Source organism: Candidatus Marifrigoribacter sp. Uisw_064, assembly GCF_047730175.1.
Classification (GTDB): Bacteria; Bacteroidota; Bacteroidia; order Flavobacteriales; family Flavobacteriaceae; genus Marifrigoribacter.
The window spans coordinates 2,617,720-2,632,237 of the sequence record NZ_CP159833.1 but is presented as its reverse complement, the minus strand read 5'-3'; the positions used below and the strand labels follow the sequence as shown (position 1 = coordinate 2,632,237).

Sequence of the window (14,518 nt, the reverse complement as noted above, 5' to 3'; positions counted from 1 at the left end):
AAAAAAACCCTTCATTTCTGAAAGGCTCTCTTAATTTTATTTTGAATTTAATTATCCCTTTAACCAAGCATTTCGTAAGTTATTTTGAGCTTCAGTAGCCGTTTCACTTTGCTGTAATTTTTTTCCATTTGTATAGGATTGAATTAATGTTGTTCCAATAGTTACTTCTTCTCCATTTCTATTTAAAACAACTTTTACTTCTTTCCCTGGTTGCCACATAAATACTTCTTGGAAAATCTGATTTGCATTTTGCAGATTTATTTCAGTTCCATCAATCGTTTTTATAATATCTCCAGACTTCACACCTTGTTCATTCCAAAAACTATTATTTTCAACTAAATTATTAAAAAAGATAGTACCCTGTTCTGGATTTGCCCCAACAATTAAGGCTCCTGCATTTTGAATATAATTGGTTTCCACCTTACTTTCAGATACTTCCAAACCAACTTTTTCAAAGAATATATTATAATCAATAGGTGTGGTTCCAACAACATGGGTATCTAAAAAAGATTGTATTGACGGGTAAGTCATTGAAGCAATTTCTTCTAAAATCTTATCGTCTTCAAAAGGTTTATCTTTTCCATATTTATTAGATAATTCTTTCATTAATGATAATATACCTTTATTACCATTACTTTCTTCCCTTAACATGATATCGATACACATACCTATTAAAGCTCCTTTTTGATATACATTAAAATAATTGCTTGCATAAGGTTCTTCTAGGACATTTTCACTCATTAAAGTAAAACTCATTGTGTCATCTAAACCAGCTGCTGCTTGAATTTTACCCATCATTTTACTGTAAAATTCATCTTCATAAACTAAACCTTGATCTATTTGAAATAAAGAAGCAAAATATTCTGTTACCCCTTCATACATCCAAAGGTGTTTTGAAAAAGTTGGCTTATTATAGTCGAAATAATGTACGTCTTCAGAATGTACACTTAATGGTGTTAAAATGTGAAAAAACTCATGAGAAACAATATCTATCATATTTTGAGCTAATGCTTCTGCAGGAGCATCTTCTGGAAATACAACAACAGTAGAAGTGTGATGTTCTAATGCTCCAAAACCTTTTGGCGAATCTTCCCCTTGTTCTGCTAAGTATAAGTATATATCATACCGAGGAGTACTATCAACATCTCCCAAATACATTTTTTGAGCCTGCATAGATTTAAACATGGTCTCTTTAATTTTTGAGGCTGTATGTTTTTTGTTTGGTGAATAAACACTTAAAATAATTTTAATACCTCCTACTTCAAATTCTTCAACATCTAAATTTCCATACATCATTGGGTTATCGGTAATATCAAAATACCTTGGCGCAAAATAACTTGAGGTTATATTGTTACCATCCTCACTGGTTTTATTCCCTACATTTTGCAGGGCTGAAGTTCTTACAAAACTAGCTGGTGCAGCTACTTCTAACTTGTATTGATTATTTTTTAATGAATCGAAATAACCAATAAAACCGTGTAAATTCAACACATAATTTTCTGGATGAATATTAGTTCCTGAAGGTGAAAAAGGAGTTGGCTTGTCTCCTGAGTTTTCAATATCGAACGTATCATTTACCCAATACGTTATTTTGTCTAGTTGGATAGCATTACTAATAGACCAAGTATTAGTATCTACTTTTGTAATAGTTAACTCATTGCCATTATAATCTATCGCTTTTATATCATCAATAAAACTACCAAAGTCACTAACAGCATAGGTTCCTTGCACTACTTTAGGCAAACGATATATAACTGTTTCTTGCGTAAAACGACCTGGATTAATAAGTACCGGTACCTTATCATCTACAACGTTGGTTAAATCTAATTCGGTTTCTATTGGATTAGAAACAGCTAAATCATTTATGGCATTTTTTGGAGTACTACAACTTGCTAAAAAAGCAATTGTAATTACTGCTACTAGTATTTTTTTTATGATAAAAATTTATTTTTCTAATTGACGAGTAAATGAGTATTGTGTTACGTCTTAAAAACATAAGGTTTTGTTAAAATATAAAATTGTGCAAATGATATTCACAAATACTGATGCAATTAGTATCTTTGAAAAATATTTATATGAATGCAGTTTAAACACCCTGAACTTCTTTACGCACTTTTTCTACTACTCATTCCTATTTTTATTCACTTATTTCAACTAAGAAAATTTCAGAAAGTAGACTTTACTAATGTGGCTTTTTTAAAAAAAGTAACCATACAGACTCGAAAGAGTTCTCAATTAAAAAAATGGTTGACTTTATTTTTACGCTTAGTAGCTTTGGCTTGTATTATTCTAGCCTTTGTACAACCATTTACTGCTTCAAAAACTGCTTTAAATACTGAAAAAGAAACCGTCATCTATATTGATAATTCATTTAGCATGCAGGCTAAAGGAGAAGAAGGGCCTCTATTAAAAAGGGCTTTGCAGCAATTATATGAAATTCCAAAATCAAGTCAGAAGATTAATTGGTTTACTAATAATGAGGTTAAAAAGAGTGTATCAATAGATGAATTTAAAAAAGAGGTGCTTTCTATAGATTATACACAAAAACAATTACCATTAAGGGCGATTTTATTAAAGGCAAATCAATTATTTTCAAAAGATATAAATGCTGAAAAAAAGCTGATTATGATTTCAGATTTTCAGCAAAATGAAGCTTTTCCTGAAATTTCTAACTCTTTAAACATTGAAGCCGTACAATTAGAACCTAAGGTTATTAGTAATATAAGTATTGACACCGCCTATATTTCAAATAAAAAGATTGATCAAATGATACTTACAGTACAATTAAGTGCTCAAAATAGTACCACAGAAGAAATTCCAATATCGCTACATAACGGGGCTCAATTAATCGCAAAGACTTCTTTAAATTTTTCAGAAAAAAACACTAAAACTGTAGAATTTAATTTAGAAACTAAAAAAGAGTTTAACGGAAAAGTATCAATAGACGAACCCAATATTTTGTTTGATAATAGTTTATATTTTAATATTAACTTAACTCATAAAATTAATGTAATTTCTATTAATGATGCACCTTCAAAGTTCACTCAAAGGTTGTTTAATGAAACAGAATTTAATTATAAATATTTATCATCTAACAATTTAGATTATAGTGAATTACCAAATCAAGATTTATTGATATTAAATGAACTGGAAACTGTTCCTGCTTCACTTACAGACGCATTAAGATCATTTTCAGATAATGGTGGAACTATATTAATTATACCTTCAGAAAAAGGAGATTTGAATGAATATAATCGATTATTGACTCTGCTTAAATCTGGAAGTTTTACTGAACTAATTGATCAAGAAAAGAAAATTTCTCAAATTGCTTTTGAACATCCTTTATATCAAGGTGTTTTCGAGAAAAAAGTATTGAATTTTCAATATCCTAAAGTTAATTCCTTTTTTAATTTAAATACAAGTGCTTCATCCCTTCTAAAATATGAAGATAACCAAGCTTTTCTAGTACAAAAAAATAACACCTTTGTATTTACAGCACCTATAAATAATGAAAACTCGAATTTTCAGAGTTCACCTTTAATAGTTCCAACGTTCTATAATATTGCTCAAAATAGTCTGCCTTTGCCAAAGTTATATTATACTATTGGTGAACAAAATAGATATGCAGTACCTATTCAATTGGCTCAAGATGAAATTATAAAATTACAAGATAGTTTGCATAGTATAATCCCATTGCAACAAAGTAAATCTTCTCATGTTATGATTACAACAGAAGAAGATCCTAATACAGCTGGGGTTTATTCAATTGTTAATAAGAACGAAACTTTTAAAAAAGTGAGTTATAATTACCATCGCAATGAAAGTAATCTAAATTATATGGATGTAAATGAATGGAATGGAGTTAGCGTATATAATTCAGTGACTACTCTATTCGATTCTATTACAGAAGAAAATACAATTAATAGTTATTGGAAATGGTTTGTTATTTTTGCAATATTATTTCTACTTTTAGAAATGTTAGTTTTAAAATTCTATAAATGAATATTTTAATAAAATCTGCCACAATCATTGATGCTACCTCTTCGCATCATTTAAAAAAGAGAGATGTTTTAATTGAAAATGGTGTTATTTCAAAAATTGGAGCTGCTATAGTTAATTCAAAAAATAGCAAAGAAATAATGTTAAAAGATTTGCATATTTCACAAGGTTGGTTCGATTCTAGTGTATCGTTTGGAGAACCTGGATATGAAGAAAGAGAAACCATAGAGAATGGATTAAAGGTTGCTGCTGCCAGTGGATTTACGCATGTCGCTATAAATTCGAATACAAACCCAGTTACGGATAGCAAATCAAATATTAAATACTTACATGCTCAAGCAGATAAAAGTCCTGTTAACCTATATCCTATAGGTGCTTTAACTATAAAAAGTGAAGGGAAAGATTTAGCCGAACTATTTGACATGAAAAACGAAGGAGCAATTGCCTTTTACGATTATCAAAAACCTGTTAAAAACCCTAATCTTCTAAAAATTGCTTTACAATATTCTCAATCTTTTGAAGGTTTAATACAATCATTTCCTTTTGAGAAAGCTATTGCTGAACAAGGGATGGTACATGAAGAAATTAATAGCACCAAATTAGGTTTAAAAGGAATCCCCTCTCTAGCTGAAGAACTACAAATAATAAGAGATTTATATATATTAGAATATTCAGGAGGCAATCTACATATACCAACAATTTCTACTAAAAAGAGTGTCTCATTAATAAGAGATGCTAAGAAGAAAGGTTTAAATGTAAGTTGTAGTGTCGCAGTATCAAATTTAGTATTAACAGATGCCTTATTAGATGAATTCGATACTAATTATAAATTGCTACCTCCACTTAGAACTAATAAGGATTGTAAAGCCCTTATAAAAGGACTTATAGATGGAACGATTGATGGTATAACCAGCGATCACAATCCAATAGATATAGAACATAAAAAAACTGAATTTGATCATGCAATGTATGGTAGTATTGGATTTGAAAGTTGTTTTGGAGCTTCAAATAAAATTTTAGCGACAGAGAAAGTAATTGATCGTCTAACTAATTTAAAAAAGCGATTCAAAATAGAATCTAATTCTATTTCAGAAGGAAATAAAGCTGATATTACTTTATTTAATCCAAAGGTTGAATGGACTTTTAATGAAAGTGATATTAAATCTACTTCAAAAAATTCAGCATTTATTAACCAATCATTACGCGGAAAAGTGTATGGCGTTTTCGCAAACAATAAACTTATAATAAACAAATGAGCAAAAATACATTAGGCAAAGGCATTGCGGTAATTTCCTATATTACTTTCGTAGGAACCATCATTGCTTACATTATGAATATTGACCATAAATATGAATTTGCAAAATTTCATATTAAAAACATGTTCGGTATTATTATACTATTATTCGTTTCACAAGTTACTCAAGCTTCTGTAAATATATTATTGGGTGAAATTTTATTTATTATTGCCTTCTTTTTATGGGCGTATTCTATCGTTATGGCAATCACAGATCAAAAAAAAGGAGTACCAATACTAGATGAAAAATTTCAAGAGTGGTTTAATTTTTTAGATTAGAAAGCTGATCTTTAAAGTGAATTAAAGACTAATCCAAAAAAAATATTATAAATTTATTGATGTCGATTAACTCAGTTATTTACTGTTTAAATCGGTCTCTTTTTTTTGAAAACATATGAATAAACAAACGTTACCCCTAGAGCACAACTATAAAGCTGCAATTAATAATAAAATACCGCCTGCAATAATTATGCTTCATGGCTATGGTAGTGATGAGAATGATTTGTTTTCATTTGCAAATGAATTACCAGAAAAATATGCTATATTTTCTTTAAAAGCACCACTACCCTTACCTCCTCAAGGTAATGCTTGGTATTCGATATATTTTGATGCTGGAAGTGGTAAATTTAATAATACAGAAGAAGCAATTGAATCTAGAGATCTAGTGCTACAATGTATAAATGAAATCATTGAGAAATACGAAATAGATGCAGATAATATTACCCTTTTAGGATTTAGTCAAGGAACTATATTAAGTTATTCTATTGCTATGAGTTATCCTCAAAAAATTAAAAACGTTATTGGATTAAGTGGTTATATCGATGAAGAAATGTGTATCAAAGATTATAGAAAAAATGATTTTTCTAACCTAAATGTTTACTCCTCTCACGGTAGTGTAGATCAAGTGATTCCAGTTGATTGGGCTAGAAAAACAGCACCTTTTTTAAAAGAATTAAATATTTCTTGTGCTTATTCTGAATTTCCTGTTGGACATGGTGTGGCTCCCCAAAATTTTCATGAACTCAAAGCTTGGTTAGAATCGCATTAATTAGTAGTATATAGTAAAGAACCTAAGTTAGATAATGTTAAGCTCTTATTGTCATCTATATAAAACTCTAATAACATTTCTCCCCAATACGTTCCATCTGTATAATCTGCTATAATCCATTTATGGTTTAAAAACTTAAGTTTATTAATTTTCATTGCACCATTTAAACCTTCATAAGGAACCAATGGGTTGTTTCCTTTTACTAAATTTTGATCATATATATTATCTGAAACCATCTGTTCAATATCAATTGCTTTGTATCCAAGGTTTTCAAAATACGACATTGCATTATCATTACCCTGAAGTGTAAAATAATTTAGATTCACTAATTCTTGCTGTAATGAATCAACAGAAATTTTTTCCTGATTTAACTTTGCTCTCAATGATTCTATTTTATTTTCTTGCCTTTCGAATATGCTTTTTTCATTCATATATTGATAAATAATGAATAATAAAGCAAACAAAAATAAGTACATAAATAAACGATTCTTCATAACTAAATTTTAATTTTTAAGGTGTCATATGCTATAAATACGTTCTCTGGGAGTTGTTTTTCAACTTCTTCATGAAAACCTAACATATGGCTTATATGAGTTAAATAAGCTCTTTCTGGGTTAATTATTTTTATGAAATCCAATGCTTCAGGTAAGCTTAAATGAGAGTGATGTTTTTCATTTCTTAATGCATTAATTACTAATACTTTTGAGCCTTTTACTTTTTCTAATTCTTCTTCAGAAATAGTTTTCATATCTGTAAAATAACAAAAGTCATCAATTCTGAAACCCAAAATAGGAAGTGAACTATGCAATACTTCAATAGGTGACACTTGCTTACCTCCAATTATAAACGGTGTATTCTTATTAATCTTGTGCTCATCAATTGTAGGTGCACCTGGATACTTATTTTCAGTTTCAAAAATATAATCAAATCGTTTATGAAGAGATTCAAATACACGGTTTTGAGCAAAAAATGGAATATTACCCTGCTGAAAATAAAAAGGACGAATATCATCGATTCCAGCAGTATGATCACTGTGTTCATGTGTAAGAAGAATACCATCTAGTTGTTTACAATCTTCTCGCAACATTTGTTGTCTAAAATCTGGACCACAATCTATTAAATATTTAAAATGATCCCAAGAAATTAAAAGGGAGACACGTAAACGCTTATCTTTAAAATCAGAACTTTTACATACAGGGTGATTACTGCCTATAACGGGGATTCCTTGCGAAGTTCCAGTTCCTAAAAAAGTGACAGAAATTGTAGATTTCATTGGAACAAAAATAACAGTATTTTTTTTGTTTACCTATTGTATTTAGTACCTTTGATTAAAAATTAAACAAAACATTTTATTGCTATGTCAATTAAAATTAGTGGAGATAAAGAAATAGAGAATATTCCTTCAATTAAGAGTAAAGCATTACGTATAAACCTTAACGAAAACATTTATGGCTCTTTTTCTGAAATAGGAGCTGGACAAGAAACTGTTCGTAATTTTTTTAGAGCTGGCGGTGCTTCAGGAACTATTGCAAAAACAATGTCTGCATATGATAAAGACTTTAGTGATGCAATTTATGGAGTTCAAGAAGACGGAAGGTATGTTACTGAGTCTCGGTTAAAAAAAATGCTTTCTCATGAAATTAATTTAATTGAACAACGTATTTCAAGAGAAAAACATCCAAATAAATTGTTCTTTTCTTTTGCAAATACGGTTGCTACCATTGATTTTGCGAAAAAATATAAAGGCCATGGTTGGATTGGTATTAAATATCAAGTAGAACCAAATGGTGAATATAATGAAATAGTGCTTCATATTCGTTTTCGTGAAAATGAAGCAACTTTACAACAAAATACGCTTGGTACTTTAGGAGTCAACTTAATTTATGGCGCATTTTATAAATATGATGAACCTAAAAAATTGCTTCGTTATTTATATGATCATATCGATCATGATAAAATAGAAATTGATACCATTAATTTTTCTGGACCTCTATTTAAAAATGTAGACAATCGATTAATGAGTCTACAATTAGTAAAAAATGGAATGACCGATGCTGTAATGTTTGGACCTGATGGTAATAATATTCTACCAGCACGTATTTTATATAAGAAAAACATTCTTACATTAAGAGGTAGTTTTAGACCCGTTACTAATGTGAATATTGATATGTTTGAGAAATCGTATGAAATGTTCTTAAAAGAAAAAAGAGTTGATCCTGAGAATACCGTAGTAATTTTTGAAATAACTCTTTCAAACCTTCGTGCTGAAGGAGAGATAAATGAAGTAGACTTTATGTCAAGAGCTCGTTTACTTTGTTCTTTAGGGCATACCGTTATGATATCAAACTTTCAGGAATATTATAAATTAGTTGATTATTTCTCTGAATATACTAAAAAGCGAATGGGACTTACATTAGGAGTTAATAACCTAATTGATATATTCGATGAAAAATACTATCGCCATTTAAGTGGTGGTATATTAGAAGCATTTGGTAAATTATTCTTTAAAGATTTAAAAGTGTATCTCTATCCAATGTTAAATCCAAAAACGGGAGAATACATTAATAGTGAAAACTTAAAAGTGCATCCTCGCATGAAGGAATTATATAAATTCTTCAAATACAATGGAAAAGTAGTTGACATTGAAGACTTTAACACAGATAACTTAAATATTTTCTCTAGAAAAGTATTAACTCAAATAGAAAATGAAGATGATGGATGGGAAGACATGTTACCAGCTGGTGTTTCAGAAATAATTAAACAGAAACAACTATTTGGATATAAATCAAAATCTACTAAAAGTTAATTTCCAGAAAGTATTTGAGCAGCGTGGTCTTTAGTTTTCACCTTTTCGATCACTCTTTCTATTAGTCCCTTTTCATCAATAATAAAAGTTTTGCGATGAATACCATCGTATTCTTTACCCATAAACTTTTTTGGACCCCAAACTCCAAAAGCATAGATTACCTCTTTTGATTCGTCAGCTAATAATGGGAATGGAAAGTTATATTTATTTTTAAAGTTACTCTGTCTCTTTTGACTATCAGCACTTACTCCTAGTAAATTATACCCTTTTTCTTGCAGTTCTTTATAATGATCTCTTAAATTACAAGCTTCTGCAATACACCCTGGAGTACTCGCCTTAGGATAGAAAAAAACAATTAATTTTTTCCCTTTATAATCTGAAAATTGTATGGTATTTCCTTCTTCATCTATTGAAGAAAAATTTGGGACAATATCACCTTTTTGTAATGTCTTCATTTAGTTTACTTTTGTGTAAAAATACGCAAAATGACAAAGCAAGAGAAGGTAAACTTTGCAATAAAAATATTAAATGAAATTTATCCTGAAGTTCCTATTCCTTTAGATCATAAAGACCCATATACGTTATTGATTGCTGTACTTTTATCGGCTCAAAGCACAGATGTGCGAGTTAATAAAATTACTCCTCTTCTATTTGAAATTGCAGATAATCCTTATGATATGGTAAAAATTTCTATAGAAGAAATTAGAGAGATAATTAAGCCTGTAGGACTTTCTCCAATGAAATCTAAAGGAATTTACGGTCTTTCCAAAATTTTAATTGAAAAATATAATGGAATTGTACCTCAAAGCTTTGAAGCATTAGAGTCATTTCCTTCGGTAGGACACAAAACAGCAAGTGTAGTTATGTCACAAGCATTTAATGTAGCTGCATTTCCAGTCGATACACATATACATCGCTTAATGTACCGTTGGGGTTTTACAAATGGTAAAAATGTAGTTCAAACTGAAAAAGATGCAAAAAGAATTTTTCCTGAGGATCTTTGGAATAAACTTCACTTACAAATTATATGGTATGGAAGACAATATTCTCCAGCTCGAGGTTGGAGTTTAGAAAAAGATATAATTACTAAAACTATAGGTAGAAAATCGGTCCTAAATGAATATTATAAAAAAACCTCGAAATAAATTCCGAGGTTTTTCCAAAGTTTAGTTTAGAAGTACTTCAAACTTTAAATTATTATAATTAATAACACTTAAAGCCTTCGAATAATCCAGAAGAAACTTTATCGTTTCTTCTTTTGGAACCATGTTTTTGTTCACGCGTTCCGAACGTGATATTTCAGAGTACAATTTTTGCATATACGCAATATTTAGAGGTTAATGTGACCTAATAACGCAGCAAAATATATAATATTGTATTAGTCTGTTAATACAATGTTGTGTTTTTCAATTACTTTGCGCAAATTTATAAGTGCATATCTCATTCTTCCTAATGCAGTATTGATACTTACACCAGTTTGTTCACTTATATCTTTAAAGCTCATTTCTTTATAAATACGCATTACAAGAACTTCTTTTTGATCCTCTGGAAGTTCTTCAATTAATCTTTTCACATCATTTTCAACCTGTCCTTTTATAAGCTTTTTTTCTGCATTTAATGAATTATCTGATAACACAGAAAATATATTAAAATCAGTATTGTTCTCAAATTTTGGCATTCTATTATTCTTTCTGAAATAATCTATAACCAAATTATGTGAAATTCGCATTACCCAAGGTAGAAATTTACCTTCTTCATTATAACCTCCTTTTCGTAAGGTTTTAATAACTTTTATAAAAGTATCTTGGAATATATCTTCTGTGACATCTCTGTCATAAACTTTTGAGTAAATAAAACTGTAGATTCTTTGTTTGTGACGACTAATAAGCTCGCAAAGTGCGGATTCATTACCTTTAATGTATGCACTTACTAAAAGCGCATCTGTAGTTTTTGTTTTTTTCATAACGATACTTTTAAAAAATAGACAGCAACAAACATAGTTGCTCAATATGTATTTTTATTTAAAAAGTAGAATTATGCTATAGGCAATGTTTTTTATTATTATTCTGAATTGTAAATATAACAACAAACATCTTACAAATGCAAGGAAAATTTACATTTTTACTCAAAATTGTATATAAATGATATAGATTATTCCTTTTTAGACGCAACCTTTTACACTTAAGATTATCTATTATAACATTCCATTTTTATATGTTTCATACTTAAAAAATCATTCTCGAAATGGTATATTTGCAAAATTCGACTAAAACCAGTCTATAATTTTGAATATTGAAACATTAAATACAAAAGACTATATAATCATTCAAGGGGCTAGATTACACAACCTGAAACATATTTCAGTTGCTATACCTAGAAATAAACTAGTGGTTATCACTGGGCTTTCTGGTAGTGGAAAATCTAGTCTAGCGTTCGATACTTTATATGCAGAAGGGCAAAGAAGGTATGTTGAAAGTCTTTCCTCTTATGCACGACAATTTTTAGGAAGGTTAAATAAACCAAAAGTTGATTCTATTAAGGGTATTTCTCCTGCAATTGCAATTGAACAAAAAGTAAATGCTACAAATCCTCGGTCTACTGTTGGAACTTCTACAGAAATTTATGATTATTTAAAGTTATTATATACACGAATTGGTAGAACCTATTCTCCTATTTCTGGAAATGAAGTAAAAAAAGATTCCCTAACTGATATTCTGGATTTTATAAAAAGTTTTCCTGAGGGTGAAAAATTATTACTCCTAGCTCCTATTCATTTAGAAGAAGGAAGAACGATTGAAAATAAACTTCAAGCATTATCACAACAAGGTTACTCCCGTATTAAACAAAACGGTAATGTTATTAGAATTGATGATTATAAAGATAATGCTGAAAGCACTCTTTTAGTAGTTGATCGTGTCATTACTAAAAATGATGAGGATTTTTATAATCGTTTAGCGGATGCAATAGAGATTGCATTTTTTGAAGGAAACGGTGAATTATATATTGAAATACTTTCAAATAATAAATCAAGAGAATTCAATAATCGATTTGAAGCAGACGGCACAACTTTTCTTGAACCAAATGTACATTTGTTTAGTTTTAACAATCCTTATGGAGCATGTCCTACTTGTGAAGGATATGGAGATGTTATAGGAATCGATCATGACTTAGTAGTTCCTAATACTGCCCTTTCTGTTTATGAAAATGCCATTTTTTCATGGAGAGGAGAAAGCATGAGTTGGTACCGTGACCAATTAGTAAATGCAGCTTACAAATTTGATTTTCCTATTCATAAACCTTGGTTTGAGTTAACAGAGAAACAAAAGCAATTGGTTTGGGATGGCAATGAACATTTTGAAGGCTTATCTGAATTCTTTACTTATTTAGAATCTAAAAGTTATAAGATTCAGAATAGAGTAATGCTTTCAAGGTATCGAGGTAAAACAAAATGTAGTACTTGTAAAGGTAAAAGATTGAGGCCTGAAGCTAGTTTTGTGAAAATAAATAATACTTCAATTATTGATTTAGTCGAACTACCTCTAGACAAAGTAGTTTCTTTCTTTGAGTCGTTAACTTTAGATAAATACGAACAAAAAATAGCTAAAAGACTATTAATTGAAATAAAAAATCGCCTATTATTTTTAATAAATGTAGGCCTACCCTATTTAACTTTGAACAGAAAATCTAATACCTTATCGGGTGGAGAATCTCAACGGATTAACCTCGCAACTTCCCTAGGGAGTAGCTTAGTAGGATCTATGTACATATTAGATGAACCAAGTATCGGATTACATCCAAAAGATACAGTACGTCTAATAGAAGTGTTAAAATCGCTTCGAGACTTAGGAAATACTGTCATTGTAGTAGAGCACGATGAAGACATCATGAAAGCTGCAGATGAAATTATTGATATAGGACCAGAAGCAGGAACCTTTGGTGGTGAAGTTGTGGCAACAGGAAGTTATCAAGATTTATTAAAATCTGATTCCCTCACTGCAAAATACTTAAATGGTCAAATGACAATTGAAGTTCCTAAAATACGTAGAGTTGCGAAACAATACATCAATATAGTTGGAGCAAGACATAACAATCTTAAAAATATAGATGTTTCATTTCCAATTGGATCTTTTACTGCTATTACAGGAGTTTCTGGTAGTGGAAAAAGCACCTTGGTCAAAAAAATATTGTACCCAGCTATTCTTAGAGAAATTGGAGGATATGGCGAAAAACCTGGTCAGTTTACTTCAATAAAAGGGGATTTTTCAAGCATTAAAAATGTTGAGTTTATCAATCAGAATCCTATAGGACGTTCGAGTCGATCAAATCCCGTTACCTATATTAAAGCTTATGATGACATAAGAAGCTTATTTGCCAAACAAAAACTTTCAGATATTAGAGGCTATAAGGCTAAACATTTTTCTTTTAATGTGGATGGTGGACGTTGTGAAAACTGTAAAGGGGAAGGTGAAGTAACTATCGAGATGCAATTTATGGCTGATGTTCACTTAGAATGCGATACCTGTAAAGGAAGACGTTTTAAGAAAGAAGTATTAGAAGTACATTTTTATGACAAAAGTATCAATGACATTCTTCATTTGACCGTTGATGATGCCATTGCATTTTTCTCCTTACATAATGAAACAAAAATTACTAAAAAGCTACAACCCCTCCAAGATGTTGGTTTAGGCTATGTACAATTAGGGCAAAGTTCATCAACACTTTCTGGTGGTGAGGCACAGCGTATTAAATTGGCTTCCTTTTTAATCAAAGGAAACACCAAAGAAAAAGCACTGTTTATTTTCGATGAACCTACAACTGGTTTACATTTTCATGATATCAAGAAGCTTTTAAATTCTTTTTATGCCTTGTTAAATAATGGGCATACCGTAATTGTTGTGGAGCATAATATTGATTTGATTAAATGCGCAGATTATATTGTTGATCTTGGATTAGAAGGAGGTGTAAATGGTGGGCAAATAATTGCTCAAGGCACCCCTGAAGAAGTTTCAAAAGTTGCAAAGTCACATACCGCAAAGTATTTAATGGGAAAAATTTAATTTTCATTTAATTGATTGACTTGTTAAATAATTCAAAAAAAAAGATCAAAAAATAGTTATGGCACAGTGATTGCAGATAGAAATGAAGAAAACATACAATGTAAATTCATTTTAAATTTATAAATAATTTTTTGGTTAGTTAGTTAGTTAGTTAGTTTTAAAACCCGTCTTCGATCTTTTCGAAGGCGGGTTTTTGTATTAGTAAAAGGTTCTTCATTTAGAAAATAAAACACAAATCATTGTTAAGTCCCTGTATATAGGTTTTTTAAAATTTTGGCACGGTCATTGGTTAGTATAAAACGTACAGCAACCAA

12 protein-coding genes are annotated in these 14,518 nt (G+C 29.9%); 7 read left to right on the top strand and 5 right to left on the bottom strand.

The window, feature by feature from the left end; translation table 11 throughout:
- Window positions 1-51 precede the first annotated feature (51 nt).
- Entirely contained in the window at window positions 52-1,935 is a 1,884-nt protein-coding gene (locus tag ABXT64_RS11780) for a M61 family metallopeptidase (RefSeq protein WP_443634970.1), read from the bottom strand.
- Between the two features lie 144 nt (window positions 1,936-2,079).
- Between ABXT64_RS11780 and ABXT64_RS11775 the strand changes: the two genes are divergently transcribed.
- The 4 genes from ABXT64_RS11775 to ABXT64_RS11760 all read left to right on the top strand — a co-directional run bounded on the left by ABXT64_RS11775 (window position 2,080) and on the right by ABXT64_RS11760 (window position 6,341).
- Window positions 2,080-4,002, top strand: coding sequence for a BatA domain-containing protein (locus ABXT64_RS11775; protein WP_443633130.1), 1,923 nt, complete (start codon window positions 2,080-2,082; stop codon window positions 4,000-4,002).
- The gene (locus ABXT64_RS11770) at window positions 3,999-5,255 is read left to right on the top strand and encodes a dihydroorotase (protein WP_443633129.1); all 1,257 of its coding nucleotides are present in this window, start codon (window positions 3,999-4,001) and stop codon (window positions 5,253-5,255) included. Before ABXT64_RS11775 ends, ABXT64_RS11770 begins: the two co-directional genes overlap by 4 nt.
- Window positions 5,252-5,572, top strand: coding sequence for a hypothetical protein (locus tag ABXT64_RS11765; protein WP_443633128.1), 321 nt, complete (start codon window positions 5,252-5,254; stop codon window positions 5,570-5,572). Before ABXT64_RS11770 ends, ABXT64_RS11765 begins: the two co-directional genes overlap by 4 nt.
- Before the next feature lie 115 nt (window positions 5,573-5,687).
- The gene (locus ABXT64_RS11760; RefSeq protein ID WP_443633127.1) at window positions 5,688-6,341 is read left to right on the top strand and encodes an alpha/beta hydrolase; all 654 of its coding nucleotides are present in this window, start codon (window positions 5,688-5,690) and stop codon (window positions 6,339-6,341) included.
- On the opposite strand, the gene ABXT64_RS11755 is transcribed toward ABXT64_RS11760, so the two are convergent.
- Window positions 6,338-6,835, bottom strand: coding sequence for a hydrolase (locus ABXT64_RS11755; RefSeq protein ID WP_443633126.1), 498 nt, complete (start codon window positions 6,833-6,835; stop codon window positions 6,338-6,340). The genes ABXT64_RS11760 and ABXT64_RS11755 overlap by 4 nt on opposite strands.
- 2 nt (window positions 6,836-6,837) lie before the next feature.
- Window positions 6,838-7,602 (bottom strand): MBL fold metallo-hydrolase, encoded by a 765-nt coding sequence (locus ABXT64_RS11750; protein ID WP_443634968.1) that lies wholly within the window; start codon window positions 7,600-7,602, stop codon window positions 6,838-6,840.
- A gap of 96 nt (window positions 7,603-7,698) precedes the next feature.
- Between ABXT64_RS11750 and ABXT64_RS11745 the strand changes: the two genes are divergently transcribed.
- Entirely contained in the window at window positions 7,699-9,147 is a 1,449-nt protein-coding gene (locus tag ABXT64_RS11745) for a TonB-dependent receptor (protein ID WP_443633125.1), read from the top strand.
- On the opposite strand, the gene bcp is transcribed toward ABXT64_RS11745, so the two are convergent.
- On the bottom strand, window positions 9,144-9,602 hold the full coding sequence (bcp, locus tag ABXT64_RS11740) for a thioredoxin-dependent thiol peroxidase (protein ID WP_443633124.1): 459 nt from the start codon (window positions 9,600-9,602) through the stop codon (window positions 9,144-9,146). The two genes, ABXT64_RS11745 and bcp, sit on opposite strands and share 4 nt — an antisense overlap.
- Before the next feature lie 30 nt (window positions 9,603-9,632).
- Between bcp and ABXT64_RS11735 the strand changes: the two genes are divergently transcribed.
- Window positions 9,633-10,292 (top strand): endonuclease III domain-containing protein, encoded by a 660-nt coding sequence (locus ABXT64_RS11735; protein ID WP_443633123.1) that lies wholly within the window; start codon window positions 9,633-9,635, stop codon window positions 10,290-10,292.
- Between the two features lie 233 nt (window positions 10,293-10,525).
- Here the strand turns inward: ABXT64_RS11735 and ABXT64_RS11730 are convergent, their stop codons facing one another.
- Complete coding sequence (locus ABXT64_RS11730) at window positions 10,526-11,110, bottom strand: RNA polymerase sigma factor (protein ID WP_443633122.1); 585 nt, start codon at window positions 11,108-11,110, stop codon at window positions 10,526-10,528.
- 322 nt (window positions 11,111-11,432) lie between these two features.
- Here ABXT64_RS11730 and uvrA point away from each other — a divergent pair, with 322 nt between their 5' ends.
- The gene (gene uvrA, locus ABXT64_RS11725) at window positions 11,433-14,204 is read left to right on the top strand and encodes an excinuclease ABC subunit UvrA (RefSeq protein WP_443633121.1); all 2,772 of its coding nucleotides are present in this window, start codon (window positions 11,433-11,435) and stop codon (window positions 14,202-14,204) included.
- Window positions 14,205-14,518 lie beyond the last annotated feature (314 nt).